Raw genomic sequence first — 17,592 nt, forward strand, 5'->3', positions numbered from 1 at the left:
GATTACTCCTCCGGCAGCAGCTTCCAGCGCGGGTCGTCATCAGGCAATGCGACCAGCGGCTGCACCACAGCAAGCGTGATCTCATTGGACGAGACGCGCTGGCCTTTCTCATCTTCTACCACCGCCGAGAGGTGCCAGCGGTTTGTCGCACCTTCCTGTTCATTCCAGGCAGGTATAATCACGCTCCAGCCGTCTGCGCTGTTACTTTTGGCCGGCGACGTCAGGCTCAATGCCTGCGTATCCCCCTGCCAGTGGATCTGACGGATGCCGTGCGTGCTGCGAACCTGCAGCTTCAGCATAACGGTCTCGCCCCCTTTCAGATCCCACGGCGGCGTGGCCAGCCAGACGGACAGCGTTTTACGCTGGCGGAATTCCATCACCGGCAGGCTAGTGCGCTCCGGTGAATCGTAGCGGCTGCCGCGCAGGGATCGCGTCGCGGCGACCTCATCGGCGGAAAGCTGCTTAGCCAGCGGCACGCCAAAGCGGTAGTTGAGCTTCAGCCCAAGGTTATTCTGGCTCTCGCCGCTTTCGCCCTGCTTGTGCCCGGCGGTCAACGTGACCAGCGGAACGGGGGTATAGTTAAGCCCCAGATTGACCGCAACCGGATTGTGGTACCCGGTTCCACTGTTGAAAAGGTCAACGTTATCGCCAAAGTACTGCTCAACGCTGACGCTGGTGTTCAGGTGATGAAACCACGGCAACCAGGCTTTAGCGGTCACGTCATATCCGCGCGCCATGCGCTGCTCCTGAACGTCAGATCGCGCGCGCCATCCGGCAAAGGGCTGATAGTAGTTCGCTGAGAGGCGCAGATTTTCCCCCCACGCTTCCGCGCCCAGCCCGGCACGCTGCAGGTTTTCATCGAGAAGATTATCGTAAAAGGTGTTGTAGCCCAGCAGCCATTTCCCCGCGACCCAGCGCTGACCGATTCCGGCGTTACTGACCAGGCCATCCGTCTGCTGCGTCAGGCCAAGCTGGCTCCAGCTGAGGTAACGGTTAGTATCATTCCACGGGATAAACCAGCTCCCGCTGCTGCCGTTAAATTTGCCGTCGTTATCCACCAGCACGTTCACGCTGGCGTTTCCCCAGGGCGACAGCCAGGACTCAATCTGCTGGTTCACTTCCCCGCTTACCGCGTCGCGCACCTGACCAAAGGCAAACTGACGCGCCTGCTCGCCGGTCGTCAGCCCGTTGTCGGTCATGCTGGCTTCACCGAAGGCTTTCGCCATTTCGGCGAGGTGTTTCTCCCCTTCGCCCGTTGGCGCCGCCAGGCCGAGATCGGGCAGACTATCCCCATTATTATCAAAGGGGTGCTGCGCCTGATGCATAAAGGAATTCGGCGCACCGTGAACGGCTCCGGCCGTAAGAAGGGGGAGTAAAAACAGCAAACGAATGCGGGACGATACAGCCATCAACGTCGTCAATAAGAACCTGTGTTTATGAATAAACTCTTATTATGTTAACGCGATAAGCCCTGAAATGCAGGTATGGCGGACATTTCAGGATTATCCTGAAACAGCCCTTTCAGCTCCGGCACGCAGGAACCACAGTTCGTACCACAGCGCAGCTTCGCCCCCAGCGCGGTGACGGAATCACACCCTCCGGCAATCGCCTCCCGTATCGCCTCTTCCCCGACGCTGAAACAGCTGCAGATAATGCGTCCCGGATCCATCGCCTTCCCGACGCTCTGCCCGTTCAACAGGGCGTGGCGTTCTGCGGGCAGCACGGGGGGTGAATGAAAAGCGGCTTCAATCACCGTATGCGCCAGCGCCGGTAACGCGGTACCTTCCCAGAAACCCAGCATAAGCTGGCCTTCATGCCAGGCCAGCACGCTGCTGCGTTCACCGGTCTGCGCAACCTGCAGCTGCCAGCCCCGGCCGCTGGCGTGTTCCATTACCCACGACAGCAGCGGTTTATCGCACGCCACCGTCAGGCGTGAAGCTTTACGCCACCAGTAAACCGAAGAGGGCATTTCCAGCCCTTCGCGGGCATAGAGTTCTCCCTGCCAGACGGGCTGCCAGGGCTGGATTCTGACGGCGGTTTGTTTACTCTCCGGCTGGCCCGAAACCGGATCGCAGCGCCCTTCCACCAGCGCATTCACCTTTCCCTGGCGGGCAAACGCAGCGTTCCAGTGCATCGGGGCAAAAGCGTTCCCTTCACGCTGGGCGTCGCTGATGCGCACTCTTGCTACCATGACGCCGCGCGGCGAACTGATGCGCGCCAGCTGGCCGTCGCACAGGGAAAACCGAACGGCGTCTGCGGGGCAAACCTCAACAAAGGGTTCGGCGATATGCTGCATCAGTCTGGCCACATATCCTGTTCGCGTCATGGTATGCCACTGATCGCGGATGCGCCCCGAGTTGAGAATCAGCGGGTATAACGCGCTGACCGTCGCACCGTGCGACAGAGGGTTAACGGGAACAATGTTGCGGCACGGGAAATCCCCCCCAGGCCACTGCCAGGGCTCAAGCCGCTCCCACTCCTCACGGGTAAGCGTAGCCAGGTCATGAAGGTTTAACGCCCGCGCGCCGTCATTTTCAAAGGCCGTCAGCGCCGCATGCTCGCAAAAAATCTCGTGCGGATGTTGCCAGGCAAAGGCCTCGCCGTAGCCCAGCTGCTTTGCCACCTGCGCGACGATCCACCAGTCCGGCTTTGCCTCACCGGGCGCGGGCAGAAACGCGCGCTGGCGCGAAATGCGTCGCTCGGAATTGGTTACCGTGCCGTCCTTCTCTCCCCAGGCCAGCGCCGGAAAGCGAATATGGGCAAACCGGCTGGTGTCGGTATCATTCATCACCTCAGAGACAATGACCAGCGGGCAGCGCCCCAGCGCCTGACACACCGCGTGGCTGTCCGGCAGCGACACGGCAGGATTGGTGCCCATGATCCACACCGCCTTCACCTCGCCGCGGGCAATGGCGTCAAACAGCTCCACCGCCATCAAGCCCGGCGTCTGCGCCAGCCGTTCCGTTCCCCAGAAACGCGCCACCCGCGAGATATCGTCCGGCTCAAAGTTCATGTGCGCCGCCAGCTGATTTGCCAGCCCACCCACCTCTCTTCCGCCCATCGCGTTTGGCTGTCCGGTCAGCGAAAACGGGCCGCAGCCCGGACGGTTAAATTTCCCGCTGGCAAGGTGCACGTTAATGATGGCGCTGCACTTGTCGCTGCCGCTGGAGGACTGGTTGATTCCCATGGTGTAGAGCGTGATGGCCCGGGGCACCGTCATAAACCAGTCGTAAAACGTACCAATATCCTGCGGCGAGAGGCCGCAAAACGCCGCCACGCGGGATATCGGCCACGCGTCCGTTCCCTGAATGACATTAAGCAGACCGACGAACAGCCCGGCGTCGCTGCCGGGAGTGAGCGCCAGATGCAGGTCAGCAATATCACAGGAGGCGGTTCTGCGCGGGTCGATGACCACCACTTTCATCTCCGGATTGTTGTGCTTTGCCTGTACCAGGCGCTGATACAGCACCGGATGCGTCCAGGCCGCGTTTGAGCCCACCAGCACCACCAGATCGCTGTTTTCCACATCCTCGTAGCTGCACGGCACGACATCTTCACCAAAGGCGCGCTTGTAGCCAACGACCGCCGATGACATGCAGAGCCGGGAGTTGGTATCAATGTTCGCCGCGCCGATAAACCCTTTCATCAGCTTATTGGCGGCGTAATAATCCTCGGTAAGCAATTGCCCAGACGCGTAAAACGCCACCGCCTGCGGCCCCCATTTGTCGATAATGTCCTGGAGGCGCTCGCTTGCCGCTCCCAGCGCCTGCGCCCAGGCCACCTCAGCACCGTCAACAACGGGGCGCAGCAATCGCCCCTGTAACCCCATTGTTTCCCCCAGGGCCGATCCTTTCACGCACAAGCGGCCAAAGTTCGCAGGATGGGTTTCATCCCCACGAACGCTGACCGTTTCACCGTCCACGCGGGCGACCACGCCGCAGCCGACCCCGCAGTAGGGACACGTTGTCCGGATTTCCGTCATGAGGCCTCCGCGCGCATTACCAGGGCATCATTACCGACCCACACCTTGCCGTTCTCAATTTTGACCGGCCAGGCGCGCACCGCGGGTTCGCCGTTCTCCACCTGACAGCCGTCGCGCAGGCGGATACGCTGCTTGTAGAGCGGGGAGATCACCACCGGCTCCCCCGCCGCATCGCCAAGAATGCCGCGGGAAAGCACGTTCGCGCTGCTGCCAGGCTCCCGATCGTCGAGGGCGTAAACGGTTTTGCCAAAGCGGAACAGCGCGATCGGCTTACGCCCAAGCCGCGCGCCAATGCCCGCCTGCTCGGGGATATCGTCGATGCCGCAGATTTCCTGCCAGCGTTTACCTTGATCCGCTGCGGTGTCGTTCACCGCCGTGCGGAACAGCGCCAGACGGTTCGGATCGTTAAGCGTGGTTTGCCATTCGCACTGATACGTCTCTACCACCCGCGCCATCTCCAGCTCCAGCTCGTGGGCGATGCCCAGGCTGTCGTTGAGGATGACCTCCCGCAGGTAGTCGAGACCGCCTTCCAGGTTGTCCATCCAGGTGCTGGTGCGCTGCAGGCGATCCGCCGTGCGGATGTAGAACATCAGGAAACGGTCTACGGTGCGGATCAGCGTGTCATCATCAAGATCGCTGGCGAAGAGATCCGCATGGCGCGGCTTCATGCCGCCGTTGCCGCACAGGTAGAGGTTCCACCCCTTATCGGTGGCAATCACCCCCACGTCTTTACTCTGCGCCTCGGCGCATTCGCGGGTACACCCAGAGACCGCCATTTTGATTTTGTGCGGTGCGCGCAGGCCTTTGTAGCGGTGCTCAAGCCTGACCGCGAGGCCGGTGGAGTCCTGCACGCCGTAGCGACACCAGGTCGACCCGACGCAGGATTTCACCGTTCGCAGGGATTTGCCGTAGGCGTGCCCGGTTTCAAATCCGGCTTCCACCAGCGCCTGCCAGATCTCCGGCAGCTGTTCCAGCGTGGCGCCAAACAGGTCGATACGCTGGCCGCCGGTGATTTTGCTGTACAGGCTGTAGCGTTTCGCAATCTGGCCGATGGCGATCAGCCCGTCTGCGGTCACTTCCCCCGCAGGCATGCGCGGCACGATGGAGTAAGTACCGTCCTTCTGGATATTGGCGAAGTAGCGGTCGTTGGTGTCCTGCAGCGGCAGGTGTGACGGTTTCAGCAGATACTCGTTCCAGCAGGAGGCGAGCACTGACCCCACCAGTGGCTTACAAATTTCGCACCCGTGTCCCTGACCGTAGCGGCTAATGAGCTGGTCAAAGGTGCGGATATGGTTGACGCGCACGAGGTGGTAAATCTCCTGACGCGAGTACGGGAAGTGTTCGCAGATGTCCTTTTTCACCTCCACGCCCTGCGCCGCCAGCTGGAACTCCATCACCTGCTTCACCAGTGCGCTACATCCTCCGCAGCCGGTCGCCGCTTTGGTGCACTGCTTAATCGCGCCGATATCCGTTGCGCCCGCCCTTACTGCCTGACAGATATCGCCTTTGCTGACGTTATGACACGAACAGATTTGTGCGCTTTCCGGCAGCGCTGCCACGCCGAGCGCTTTTGGCGCACTGCCTGACGACGCGGGTAATATCAGCGTTTCCGGCTCTTTTGGCAGGGCTATCCCGTTGAGCATCATCTGTACCAGCGCGGCGTATTCGCTGGCATCACCCACCAGCACGCCGCCGAGCAGCGTTTTGCCGTCGTGGCTGACCACGATTTTCTTGTAGATTTGCTGCGGGCCGTGCGTCCACTGGTAGCTCAGCGCCCCCGGCGTGCGGCCGTGAGCGTCGCCGAACGAGGCCACGTCCACGCCCAGCAGCTTGAGTTTGGTGCTCATATCCGCGCCGGCGAAGGTTTTCTCCTCTCCCGCCAGCGCGGCGGCGGCCACCCGCGCCATCTGGTAGCCGGGCGCGACCAGCCCGAAGATTTTCCCTTCCCACAGGGCGCATTCACCAATGGCCAGCACGTCCGGATCGGAGGTCTGACAGCGGTCGTCAATGCCGATCCCGCCGCGTTCGCCGATAGCCAGCCCGCTGCTGCGCGCCAGCGCGTCCTGCGGACGAATGCCGGCAGAAAAGACCACCATGTCTGTTTCAAGCTGTTCTCCATCCGCAAAGCGCAGCACCAGCCCGCCGTCCGCGGCGGCGATCTCCGTCGTTGCTTTACTGGTATGCACACCGACGCCAAGCGCCTCGATTTTCTTGCGCAGCATCGCCGCGCCGTCGCTGTCGAGCTGGACCGCCATCAGATTGGGCGCAAACTCCACCACGTGAGTTTCCAGCCCGAGCTGCTTCAGGGCATTCGCCGCCTCCAGCCCCAGCAGCCCGCCGCCAATCACGACACCGCGGCGTGAGCCCGCCGCGTGCGCCGCAATCTTGTCCAGGTCGTCAAGGGTGCGGTAGACAAAACAGCCCGGCAGATCGTTTCCCGGCACGGGCGGCACGAACGGGTATGAGCCGGTCGCCAGCACCAGCTTGTCCCAGTGGGTTTCATGCCCGCTGGCGCTACGCACCACGCGCGCGTCGCGATCGATAGCGACAATCTGCTGCGACAGGCGCAGCTCAATGCCGTTGTCGGCAAAGAAATCCCCCTCCACCAGCGAAAGCGACGCCGCGCTGCGGCCGCCAAAATATTCCGACAGATGCACGCGGTCATAGGCGGCATAGCGCTCCTCGCCAAAGACAACGATCTGATACTGCTGATGCAGATTGCGGTTAACGCAGTCTTCGAGGAAATGATGGCCGACCATACCGTGCCCAACCACCACCAGAGTAGGTTTTGTCATAGCGTTCTGTCCTGCAACCTGCGGTTGCGTAGTGAAACGATCGAACAGCCAGTCCGCGTGCGCGGGCGCAGCCGTTGCCAGTAAATCGGTAAATGTTGCCGCGCTGCGGCAGTCCCCCATCAGCAGCACGCCAGCCAGCGCCCCCTGATGGATCAGTAAGCGACGATAGTGACGGGTCAGCGGATCCCATGCGCTCCAGACCACATCGGCCTCCTGCTCTGCCGCGCGACCGAGGCTGAACAGCTCCACGCCGGTCACCTTGAGGCGCATGCCGTTGTCGGTCAGAACAAACGGCGCGGTGACGTCTCCGGCCAGCCGGGCGGCGAGGATATCCGCCTGCGCCAGACAGGGGGCGACCAGGCCAAACGTCTGGCCGTCAATTTCACAGCACTCGCCAATGGCGTAGACGTCCGGCACGGAGGTTTGCATCTGGTGATCCACCACGATGCCGCGCGCGCAGCGAATGCCGCTGGCCTGCGCCAGCACGACGTTGGGCTGCACGCCCGTCGCCAGCACCACGCGCGCGGCGGTGACGCTGCGTCCGTTCAGCAGCGTCACGCTATTCCCGTCAATCGCCGCGATGCCAGAGGCGAGCTCACAGCGCACGCCCCGCGCCGCCAGCGCCTCTTCCAGCAGCACGCCCGCCTTCTCATCCAGCTGCTGCTCCATCAGCCACGGACCGCGATGAACAAGGGTGACGTTGTCCCCTGAGCGCGCCAGCGCTGCCGCCGTCTCAACCCCGAGCACGCCGCCGCCCAGCACTACCGTCGGACCGGCGATCGCCCGAATGGCCCGGATATCCTCCAGGGTACGGAACGTGAAGACATGCGGCGCATCGCAGCCGGGGATCGGCGGAACAAAGGGCGTTGATCCGGTGGCAAACACCAGCGCATCCCAGCCCAGCGGGCGGGCGGTGGTTTGCACTTCCCGCGTGTCCACATTCACGGCGAGCGCCTTTTCGCCCCGCAGCACCGTCACGCCCCGTTCCTGGTACCAGTCGTCATTCTGAAGACAGATCCCCGCCGCCGTTTTTTCACCGCCCAGCACCGGCGAAAGCTGGATGCGGTTATAGGCATGCTCCGGCTCGTCACCGATGACGGTAATAGTGAAACGATCGGCAGCACGCCCGGTGAGCGAGGCAATCAGCCGCGTGGCCGCCATGCCATTTCCGATAATGACCAGTCGCATCAAAGCCCCCTCGCTACGCCGCTTTCGGCTGCTTTTCATAGAGGAAATGCAGGATCTGCTGGCGCATGTGGTGATAGCGGCTGTCGTCGGCCAGCTGCACCCGGTTACGCGGGCGCGGCAGGTCAACGTGCAGGATCTCCCCGACGGTCGCCGCCGGGCCGTTGGTCATCATCAGCACGCGATCGGAGAGCAGCACCGCTTCGTCCACGTCGTGGGTAATCAGCACGATGGTGGTATTCAGCGCCTGCTGGATCTGCATCACCGAGTCCTGCAGATGGGCGCGCGTCAGCGCATCCAGCGCACCGAAGGGTTCATCCATCAGCAGGACTTTCGGCTTCATCGCCAGCGCGCGGGCAATCCCGACGCGCTGCTTCATGCCGCCGGAGATCTCCCCCGGGCGCTTGTGCAGGGCGTGCCCCATCTGCACGCGGTCGAGGTTGTGCTCAATCCACTCCCGGCGCTCCGCCTTGCTCATGCTGTGGCGAAACACGTGATCTACCGCCAGGGCCACGTTGTCGAAGCAGGTGAGCCACGGCAGCAGCGAATGGTTCTGGAATACCACCGCGCGCTCCGGACCCGGCCCGGCAATTTCGCGGTTGTCGCAAATCAGCCCGCCTTCCGTCGGCAGCGTGATCCCAGCGATAAGGTTAAGCAGCGTCGATTTACCGCAGCCGGAGTGCCCAATCAGGCTGACGGTTTCGCCCTCATGGATATCAAAGGAGACGTTCTGCAGCGCCAGAAATTCGCCGCTGGCGGTGGAAAAACGCTGGCTCACGGCCTGGACCTGGATTAATGGTTTCATGTTCGCTCCTTATTTTTCCTGCCAGCTAAAGCGACGGGCGATCAGCATCAGCCCCTGCTCCAGCAGCAGCCCGACCACGCCAATGATGACGATGGCGATGAGAATGTTTTCGACGTTGAGGTTGTTCCACTCGTTCCAGATCCAGAAACCGATCCCTAAACCGCCGGTCAGCATCTCGGCGGCGACAATCACCAGCCAGGCGATGCCGATGGAGAGGCGCACCCCGGTCAGCACCGCGGGCAGCACCGCCGGGAAGAGAATGCGGCGCATGATGGTCCACTCGGAAAGCTGCAGCACCCGGGCCACGTTGAGGTAGTCCTGCGGAATGCGGCGCACGCCTTCGGCGGTGTTGATCACCATCGGCCAGATGGAGCAGATAAAAATGGTCCAGCTCGACGCGGGCTCCGCTTTCTGGAACAGCAGCAGGCCGATGGGCAGCCAGGCCAGCGGGCTAACCGGGCGTAACAGCGCGATCAGTGGGCCGAACATGCGCGAAAAAAAGGTGAAGCGGCCAATCAGGAAACCGAGCGGGATCCCGGCGAACGCGGCCAGGCCAAAGCCCACCGCCACGCGCTGTAATGAGGCGAGCACGTTCCAGCCGATGCCCATGTCGTTTGGCCCGTCGCGATAAAACGGATCGGCAAACAGGGTAATAGCGGAATCGAGCGTGCTGAGCGGCGTCGGGAAACCTTTGCTGTTAATCGCCGCCAGCTGCCAGAGCACCACCAGCAGTCCCAGCCCCAGAAAAGCCGGAATGATGCACTGAAGGATCGCGTTAATCCGACGCGCAAACGTCGGCGTACGGCGGCGAACCTGCACCGGAGGCAGGACAATCACCTCTCCACTCTCCGGCGTCTCGTGTGATTTTGTCTTTTGCAGATGCTGCATAATCAGGCCCCTTTACGGTGAATGGCGAAACGGCTGGCGTATCCTTCCGGGTCGGTACCGTTCCAGACGGTGCCGTCCATCAATGTGCTGCTGCGTAGTGGTGAAGTCGGTGTGGTAATGCCCCCCACCGCCGTGGCGGCATCCTGCCAGACCGCCGTCTGGTTAATGCGTTGTGCGATGCCCGCATAGTCCGGGGCGGCTTCGAGCAAGCCCCAGCGGCGGAACTGGGTTAAGAACCACATGCCGTCGGAGAGATACGGGTAGCTGACGGCCCCCTCGTTGAAGAAGCGGATCGGGTGCGCGTCCTGCCAGCGCTGGCCCAGGCCGTTGTCGTACTCGCCGAGCATGCGTCCGGTGAGATACTGCTCTTTGCAGTTGAGCCACGCCCGGCGGGAGAGGATCTGCGCGGTTTCGCGTTTGTTTTCCGGGGAGGCCTCAATCCAGCGCGCCGCCTCCAGCACTGCGCTCACCAGCGCCCGGGCGGTGTGCGGGTTTTTCTCCACCCAGTCGCGACGCGTCCCGAGGATTTTTTCCGGATGGTCGGCCCAGACAGACTGCGACGTGGCGGCGGTAAAACCGATGCGGTCGTTGATGGCACGCGCGTTCCACGGCTCGCCGACGCAAAAGCCGACCATGTTGCCAATGCGCATGTTCATCACCATCTGCGGCGGCGGCACCACCACCGTGCGCACGTCGTCAAAGGGGTGAATGCCCGCGCTGGCCAGCCAGTAGTAGAGCCACATGGCGTGCGTCCCGGTCGGGAAGGTGTGCGCGAAGGTATAGGTGCCAGGCGCCTGCTGCCCAATCCGCTTTTTCAGCCCGTCAAGGTCATGAACGCCCTTCTCTGCCAGATCGCTGGAGAGCGTAATCGCCTGACCGTTCTGGTTGAGGGTCATCAGGTTAGCCATCTGCTGTGGCTTGCCGGCGATGCCCAGCTCCAGTCCGTACAGCAGGCCGTAAAGAATGTGCGCGGCATCGAGTTCGCCGGCCACCAGCTTGTCGCGCACCGCCGCCCAGCTCGCCTCTTTGGTGGGCACGATGGTAATACCGTATTTTTTATCAAACCCTTTCAGCGCCGCGATAACCACCGGGGCACAGTCTGTCAGCGGGATAAACCCGATGCGTACTGTTTCCTGCTCCGGTTTATCCGAGCCTGCCGCCCATGCGGCCTGCATGACACCCGGCAACAGCATTGCACCACTCGCCAGCATGCTGGCCTGCAAAAAACGCCGTCTCGACAAATCCGCCATGACCACTCCTGAAAAAAAACCAAAAAAAAAGCGCCCACGGTGCCGAAGCACCAGTGGACGCCTTTATCCCGAAGACGGATGCACCGCCGTTGGCGCATCGTCAAAAATGGTTAATCTGATAATGCAAAGTGAATGCCAGGTTTTAACACACCGTTTCTTGCGGCGCTTACCGTTATTCCCTCGCCTTTACGCACCGCAAACAGGCATAAAATGCCCGCTGACCGTGCAGCTACTCCTTTGGTGTTACCTGCCATACATTCTTCACCATGAGCAGCGCGCGGGCGATATCCACCATCCTTTGGTTCTTGTCCATCGCCATTTTGCGCAGCGCCGTCCAGGCCTGTTCCTCACTCATATTCTGGTGGGTCATCAGCACGCTCTTCGCTTTATCAATGATTTTGCGCTCTTCTAGCGTATCGCGCAGCGACGCAAGCTGACGTGAGAGCTTCTCTATCTCGCGCGCCTGCTGGCGAACCAGGGTAAGCAACGGTTTTTCCGGATAGCGGATCGGCGGGTCATCCTGTTCATCGCCGGGGGGCGCGTACTCATCGTCACGGTGAATGCATTCGTCCACCGCGACCATCAGATCGGCGATGATCGTCTCCTCCAGCGTGCGCAGATGCTCAAGGCGCGCGGTTTGCAGAGCAAACCAAGCCAGCGCGGTAAGGCCGTTATCGGCGGCGGGCTGGCGGGTACAGGCCACGCGCCGGAGCTGCTCCGTTTCACGATCGGGCTGACAGTGCATTGAAAAGGTGGTCTGAACGTCAGCGGAGCTGTGTGACAGAAAGATCTCAAAGCAGGCCTGCTGCCCGTCAATGCGGTCAACCAGCCTCTGACGAGTCACATCATCGAAAAAACCCTGCGTGAAGCCAATCGCCCCCAGCGCCCGCTCCTGTCCCGCCAGCTCTTTGCCCTGCATCAGGCTATAAAGCGCGACAAAACGTCCTGCGATTTGCGGATCGTCAATGCTGTCATTAAGCTGCGGCACGATACTGAGCAGATGGCGAAGCATGCGGGAGTAGTGTTCCATCGCCTGGGGTGCCGTTACCGTCTGCTGAATCACACCGTCACGCAGCGCGGGAAGCGTCTCCAGGCTCACGAGCGCGCCGCCGATGCGTTCACAGACGGCACTTCCCGGAATCGGCGACTGTGTTTCAAGAATGGCGTAAAGGGCTGCGAGGTTTTCATCCACCAGCGCCCGGCTGGCTTTGCATTCGGGAGCGTACAGCTTGCCCTGTGAGCAGAGCCAGACGTTGGACGCCCCGCGCTCGCACTGTAACATGTGCACCAGTTGGCTAATGCCGTGCACAAGCACGCCCAGCTGTGCCAGCTTGCTGAACTGCTCCTGGCGCATCATTTTTGCGCGCGTGAGCCATTCGGCAGCGCCTGGCGAAATGCCTGCCATTAATGTCATGCTTACTCTCCCGGACAGCGAAACTCCGGGTAATTAAGCAATATTCGTGCCTTTATAAGAACAGGAGTCAACATGCAGAAGATTGTGATCGTCGCCAACGGTGCGGCCTACGGCAGCGAATCCCTTTTCAACAGCCTGCGCCTGGCGATCGCGCTACGTGAAAAAGAGAGCGACCTGACGTTACGCCTTTTTTTAATGTCGGACGCCGTCACCGCCGGGCTGAAGGGACAAAAGCCGGCCGAGGGCTATAACATTCAGCAGATGCTGGAGATCCTGACCGCGCAAAACGTGCCGGTGAAGCTGTGCAAAACCTGCACCGACGGGCGCGGTATCACCGGACTGCCGCTGATTGATGGCGTAGAAATTGGTACGCTGGTTGAACTGGCCGAGTGGACGCTGTCCGCTGATAAAGTATTAACTTTTTAATAATAAACCCGTAAAAATATTATTTTCTTATGGACGCGGTTTCAGCATCAAGTTTACCTGCGGGGTTGCCGATAGGCATGGAAACAACACAGCAGGTATTTCACTTATGTTCAGATCGATTCGTGCACGCATCATCGCGGCGACGGCAGGCTGTCTGGTCGTCGCCCTTCTCCTCAACACCGTTATTAACTTCCAGGTCACACGCCAGGATAACCAGCAGTCACAGCGCGATATCCTGACCAGCACCAGCGCCAGCCATAACATGGCGATTGCCGACTGGGTAAAAAGCAAGATGACGGTTATCGCCTCTGCCCAGACCGTTGCGCTGAGTGACGACCCGGTTCCGGTGTTTAAACAGCTTGCGCAGGCGGGTGGATTCACCAACGTTTATGTCGGCTACGCCAGCAAAACGGCGAAATTCTCTGAGCCCGCGGGCGTACCTGCGGATTATGACCCGACCATTCGCCCGTGGTATCAGCAGGTGGTCAGCACGGACGGCCCGGTCGTCACCGCGCCTTACGTTGATGCCGGTACCGGTAAACTGGTGGTGACCTTCGCCGTGCCGGTGAAAGAGAATGGCGCCCTGAAAGCGGTGGTGGCGGGCGATGTGGCCATGGACAGCGTGGTGGCGAACGTGCGCGGGATCCATCCAACTCCGTCCAGCAGCGGCTTGCTTCTGAACAGTGACGGCAGCGTGATTGCGGCTAACGATCCAGCTCTGACGCTTAAACCGTTTGCTGAGACCATCAAAGGCATCAATTTTGCTGCGCTGAAAAGCGGTAACCTTGTCGACGGTACGCTGAACGACGTCGAAAAAACCTTCGTGGCAACCGCCGTGCCGGGCACAAACTGGCTGCTGGTCGTCGCCCTCGACAACGGTGATGCCACCTCCGGCATGCGTTCCCTGCTTAAAGCCTCGGCGATTTCGCTGGTGATCCTGGCGCTGCTGAGCGCGGCCATTGTTCACCTCCTGATTGCCCGTCTGCTGAAGCGCCTGTCGGACATTCGCGACGCGATGCACAACATTGCCAACGGGACTAACGACCTGTCGCAGCGTCTGCCTGACAGCGGTGAGGACGAGGTGGCGCAGATTGCCCAGGCCTTTAACGCCTTCAGCGATAAGCTGTCGGTGGTGATGGTGCAGCTCCGTGATGCCAGCGAGTCGGTGAAAAACGCCGCTCAGGAGATTGCGGCGGGTAACCAGGATCTCTCCGGACGTACCGAGCAGGCGGCGTCCAGCCTGCGCGAGACGGCCAGCGCCGTGGAGCAGATCACCGCCTCCGTGACGCAGTCGAACGAGTCGGCGGCAGAAGCGAACGACCAGGCGAGCAAGGCCTCCGCGGCCGCGGCGCGCGGCGGCGAGGTGGTATCCCAGGCGATCAGCACCATGCAGTCCATCGAAGTCGCGTCGGCTAAAATTGGCGATATCACCAGCGTGATTGACGGCATCGCATTCCAGACCAACATTCTGGCGCTGAACGCCTCCGTCGAGGCGGCCCGTGCCGGCGAGCAGGGGCGCGGGTTTGCCGTGGTGGCGGGCGAAGTGCGTAACCTGGCGAGCCGCAGCGCCCAGGCGGCGAAAGAGATTAAATCGCTGATTGATTCCACCACCGACAGCGTGGCCACCGGCTCCCGCTACGTGCATCTGGCCGGGGAAAGCATGGACGAGATCCGCTCCAGCATCGGCAGCGTCTCCGGCATCATGCGCGAAATCTCCATCGCCACCAGCGAGCAGATGAAGGGTATTCACGAGATCAACCACGCGGTGACCCATCTCGACCGCATGGTCCAGCAGAACGCCGAGCTGGTCGTGCAATCCGCCGCTGCCGCGGGCGCCCTGCAGAGCCAGGCAGGCGACCTTGCTGAAACCGCCGGCCATTTCCGCATTTAATTTTCTACTGGCGCGCGTTTAGCGGGTAAAACGCGCGTCAGCTGAAATTTTGAGGAATTTTGTCATTTTTGTTTAATCGTTATGCCATTTTTTGATCAAAATCAGCATCCCTCCCCCTCCCCTTTGGTGTTATGCCATGAGTGAATTGTGAACAACATCACGCTCGGATATGGCAGCAGGGAGAGCGTTGTTTAAGACTACGGGGTAAAAAATGGCACTGGTAAAAACAAGTTTGAAACTGTTTGGCGGGGATACGGTAGTGGTGCGTTGCTCAGAGCGCTGCCGTATTCATCTGATGAGTGCGAAAGCACAAAAACAATCCCAGGCGGATATTCTCACCGTGCAGGATGATAACGCCTGGCTTACCGTGCCGTATACCGGCACCTGGGATGTGCTGATCGATAGCCACAGCCAGTCTCTGGAGCATTCTGTCAGTTACGTAGCAGCTTAAATTATGCGCCCGGCGAGCCGGGCGTATTATCAGGCAAAACCCGGTCGCAGCGTGCCGTTGAGCGGGTTTCCTTCCAGCAGCGCCTTCACCTTCACCACCAGCTCATTCAGACAATCGTCCTTCATGCCGAGGCGGGTAAGCTCCTGATCGAGAGAGAAGAGATACTGCGCGTTGGTACCCAGCGGCCCGCTGGCGGCGGCAATTAACGGGGCAATCACCTGCGTGCGGGTGTCCGCTTCATACAGCGGATGGCGCGGGTCCATGATAAACACCAGCGCATTGACGGTGCGACCGTCGTCCAGCTCCAGCTTACACCAGCTCGGCATGTAGCAGCCGGTGATCATCTCACGCTTCCAGAGCAGCGTAAGCTCCTCTTCCAGCGTGGCATCCGGGAGGCGATACGCCACGCCCGTGGTGCGTCCGCCCTCTTTCAGTGCAAGCATACGCCCGGGCTGGCACGCGCTGCCGCGTCCGGCCGTCAGGCGCAGGCAAAATGCGCGGTGCCAGCCGGGCAACGTGCCCGTTGCCGATTCGACAAATTCGAGCGCCGGGTTCCACATCAGGGAGCCGTAGCCAAAAATCCATACCGGGCCATCATCCGGGCGGCAGGCAAGCGTGGCAGCGAGCGACGCCGCACGTTGTTCAGCTGACCAGAGAAGCGATTCCTCAATAGCACCAAATGCCGTCTTACAATCTGCCTTCATTAAGAAATCACGCGTTAACACTTTCCACCTCCGCCACTGCATGCTTCCTTGCGACATCTGTAATTCGCCTTCCCGGCCTTAGGTGCTGGTCATTTTGCCAGCAGTTGAATAACGATAAGCAATTAGCGGACCAGTTGCAATACAACGGCAGTTCAACCGCCTGAAAAGTCAAAATGAAGGCAGCGAATTATTTCAGGGCTATTTCTTTTTATGCCATTTATCGTCGTCTCCTTTTTCATATTCATGTTTTACGGCGGCCCAGGCGACTTTGTGTGCCGTCTCTTCACGGCTGGCATCATCCCGGCGATCGTCCTTATCTTTGTACTGTTCCCAGGCACTGTTAAACGCCTCTTTGTAGATATCCTGCGCGTGAGCGGGCAGCACGTTTTGCACATTATCGGGTAATTCGCGTTTCGTTTTATAAGGCATCACTCACCTCTCTTTTGGTTAAAGAGATAAGTGTGGACGACGATATGGCAGCGTGCCACCCACACTTCATTTATGAATGAACGAAAACATTAAATCATTGTTATTTAACAAATATTCGGAGAATATGGTGAATTACAGGAATCAGGCATGATAATTATTAAAAAAGGTAAAATTAAGTAAAAAATAAAGGGCATTTAACAGAGATCTGTTAATTTAATGACCTCAAAAATCTATCTATAATTACAAGCACCTGCATTGATGGAGAAGCACATGACAGCAACACACGAGGCGGTAAAGACCCGCCACAAGGAGACGTCTCTCATTTTCCCGGTTCTGGCACTGGCTGTGCTGCTCTTCTGGGGAAGCAGTCAGTCACTGCCAGTGGTGGTTGGTATCAATATTCTTGCCCTGGTCGGTATCTTAACCAGCGCATTTAGCGTCGTTCGCCATGCGGACGTATTAGCCCACCGTCTGGGCGAACCCTACGGATCGTTAATTCTCAGCCTTTCCGTCGTTATTCTCGAAGTCAGCCTGATTTCCGCGCTCATGGCGACAGGCGATGCCGCGCCGACGCTGATGCGCGACACGCTCTACTCGATCATTATGATTGTGACGGGCGGCCTGGTAGGCTTCTCTCTGCTGCTGGGCGGGCGTAAATTCGCGACCCAGTATATGAACCTGTTCGGCATTAAACAGTATCTGATTGCCCTCTTCCCGCTGGCGATTATCGTGCTGGTCTTCCCGATGGCGCTGCCGGGTGCCAACTTCTCCACCGGTCAGGCGCTGCTGGTTGCGCTGATTTCCGCAGCCATGTACGGCGTGTTTCTGTTGATTCAGACCAAAACGCACCAGAGCCTGTTCGTGTATGAGCATGAAGACGACAGCGACGACGATGACCCGCACCACGGTAAGCCGTCGGCCCACAGCAGCGCGTGGCATACGGTTTGGCTGATCGTGCATCTGATTGCGGTGATTGCCGTCACCAAGATGAACGCCAATCCGCTGGAAACGCTGTTAACCGAACTGAACGCGCCGGTCGCGTTTACCGGTTTCCTGGTGGCGCTACTGATCCTGTCCCCGGAAGGGCTGGGGGCGCTGAAAGCCGTCTTAAACAATCAGGTGCAGCGCGCCATGAACCTGTTCTTCGGCTCCGTGCTGGCGACCATTTCACTCACCGTGCCGGTGGTGACGCTGATTGCCTTTATGACCGGTAACGAACTGCAGTTCGCGCTGGGCGCGCCAGAAATGATTGTGATGGTAGCCTCGTTGCTGCTGTGCCAGATTTCGTTCTCAACCGGACGCACCAACGTGCTGAACGGGGCGGCGCATATGGCGCTGTTTGTGGCTTACTTGATGACAATTTTTGCGTAGC

The 17,592-nt window shown here is 60.1% G+C and carries 13 protein-coding genes; 4 read left to right on the forward strand and 9 right to left on the reverse strand.

The features are described from left to right. Positions 1-2 precede the first annotated feature (2 nt). From HMPREF3143_RS11580 to nasR, 7 genes are all read right to left on the reverse strand, one after another. Positions 3-1,409: a YchO/YchP family invasin gene (locus HMPREF3143_RS11580; RefSeq protein ID WP_021240345.1), complete on the reverse strand. Its 1,407-nt coding sequence runs from the start codon at positions 1,407-1,409 to the stop codon at positions 3-5. A 47-nt stretch (positions 1,410-1,456) separates the two neighbouring features. After that, a complete protein-coding gene (locus HMPREF3143_RS11585; RefSeq protein WP_070533103.1) occupies positions 1,457-3,982 on the reverse strand; it encodes a nitrate reductase in 2,526 nt (841 codons plus the stop codon). Then, positions 3,979-7,965, reverse strand: a complete 3,987-nt coding sequence (gene nirB, locus HMPREF3143_RS11590; RefSeq protein WP_084832174.1) for a nitrite reductase large subunit NirB — start codon at positions 7,963-7,965, stop codon at positions 3,979-3,981. The genes HMPREF3143_RS11585 and nirB overlap by 4 nt, the downstream gene beginning before the upstream one ends. A 13-nt stretch (positions 7,966-7,978) precedes the next feature. After that, complete coding sequence (locus HMPREF3143_RS11595; protein WP_021240347.1) at positions 7,979-8,767, reverse strand: ABC transporter ATP-binding protein; 789 nt, start codon at positions 8,765-8,767, stop codon at positions 7,979-7,981. Positions 8,768-8,776: 9 nt separating this feature from the next. After that, entirely contained in the window at positions 8,777-9,655 is an 879-nt protein-coding gene (ntrB, locus tag HMPREF3143_RS11600) for a nitrate ABC transporter permease (protein WP_070533105.1), read from the reverse strand. A 2-nt stretch (positions 9,656-9,657) separates the two neighbouring features. Continuing rightward, a complete protein-coding gene (locus tag HMPREF3143_RS11605; protein ID WP_070533107.1) occupies positions 9,658-10,905 on the reverse strand; it encodes a CmpA/NrtA family ABC transporter substrate-binding protein in 1,248 nt (415 codons plus the stop codon). 229 nt (positions 10,906-11,134) lie between these two features. Next, positions 11,135-12,319: a nitrate regulatory protein NasR gene (nasR, locus tag HMPREF3143_RS11610; RefSeq protein ID WP_070533109.1), complete on the reverse strand. Its 1,185-nt coding sequence runs from the start codon at positions 12,317-12,319 to the stop codon at positions 11,135-11,137. A gap of 72 nt (positions 12,320-12,391) precedes the next feature. Between nasR and HMPREF3143_RS11615 the strand changes: the two genes are divergently transcribed. The 3 genes from HMPREF3143_RS11615 (at position 12,392) to HMPREF3143_RS11625 (ending at position 15,087) form a co-directional block, all read left to right on the forward strand. Next, on the forward strand, positions 12,392-12,745 hold the full coding sequence (locus tag HMPREF3143_RS11615) for a DsrE/DsrF/TusD sulfur relay family protein (RefSeq protein ID WP_070533111.1): 354 nt from the start codon (positions 12,392-12,394) through the stop codon (positions 12,743-12,745). A gap of 106 nt (positions 12,746-12,851) precedes the next feature. Beyond that, on the forward strand, positions 12,852-14,636 hold the full coding sequence (locus HMPREF3143_RS11620) for a methyl-accepting chemotaxis protein (RefSeq protein ID WP_070533113.1): 1,785 nt from the start codon (positions 12,852-12,854) through the stop codon (positions 14,634-14,636). Between the two features lie 211 nt (positions 14,637-14,847). Then, on the forward strand, positions 14,848-15,087 hold the full coding sequence (locus HMPREF3143_RS11625) for a DUF1883 domain-containing protein (protein ID WP_008499520.1): 240 nt from the start codon (positions 14,848-14,850) through the stop codon (positions 15,085-15,087). 29 nt (positions 15,088-15,116) lie between these two features. Here the strand turns inward: HMPREF3143_RS11625 and HMPREF3143_RS11630 are convergent, their stop codons facing one another. Beyond that, positions 15,117-15,812 (reverse strand): gamma-glutamylcyclotransferase, encoded by a 696-nt coding sequence (locus HMPREF3143_RS11630; protein ID WP_023344362.1) that lies wholly within the window; start codon positions 15,810-15,812, stop codon positions 15,117-15,119. A gap of 177 nt (positions 15,813-15,989) precedes the next feature. Continuing rightward, positions 15,990-16,220, reverse strand: a complete 231-nt coding sequence (chaB, locus tag HMPREF3143_RS11635; protein ID WP_021240355.1) for a putative cation transport regulator ChaB — start codon at positions 16,218-16,220, stop codon at positions 15,990-15,992. Between the two features lie 270 nt (positions 16,221-16,490). Here chaB and chaA point away from each other — a divergent pair, with 270 nt between their 5' ends. After that, positions 16,491-17,591: a sodium-potassium/proton antiporter ChaA gene (chaA, locus tag HMPREF3143_RS11640; RefSeq protein WP_008499517.1), complete on the forward strand. Its 1,101-nt coding sequence runs from the start codon at positions 16,491-16,493 to the stop codon at positions 17,589-17,591. The last annotated feature ends 1 nt before the right edge of the window (position 17,592 follow it).

The organism is Enterobacter sp. HMSC16D10, assembly GCF_001807145.1.
Classification (GTDB): Bacteria; Pseudomonadota; Gammaproteobacteria; order Enterobacterales; family Enterobacteriaceae; genus Enterobacter; species Enterobacter roggenkampii.